At 58.7% G+C, this 230-nt stretch carries 1 protein-coding gene; it reads left to right on the top strand.

Annotated elements, in window-relative coordinates:
* Window positions 1-230 (top strand): N-6 DNA methylase (locus LI126_RS15225; protein ID WP_227165750.1); only part of this gene is annotated, 230 nt, incomplete at both ends.

The raw sequence follows: 230 nt of genomic DNA, 5'->3' as shown, positions 1-230 counted from the left end.
CTGGCTCTGGCTCCCTGCTACTCACTATCGGCCAGGCCGTTGCCAAGCACATGGGCGATCCGAACCGTATTAAGTACTTCGCGCAGGAGCTGCGCGAGAACACGTACAACCTCACCCGCATGAACCTGGTCATGCGTGGCGTGAAGGCTGACAATATTGTCGCTCGCAACGGTGACAGCCTTGCTCATGACTGGCCAATGTTCGACGAGTCCGACCCCGTGCAGACCTAC

It is taken from the genome of Mediterraneibacter sp. 210702-DFI.5.30 (assembly GCF_020560115.1).
Taxonomy (GTDB): domain Bacteria; phylum Bacillota; class Clostridia; order Lachnospirales; family Lachnospiraceae; genus Mediterraneibacter; species Mediterraneibacter faecis.
This window is presented reverse-complemented; position numbering and strand designations above follow the sequence as displayed.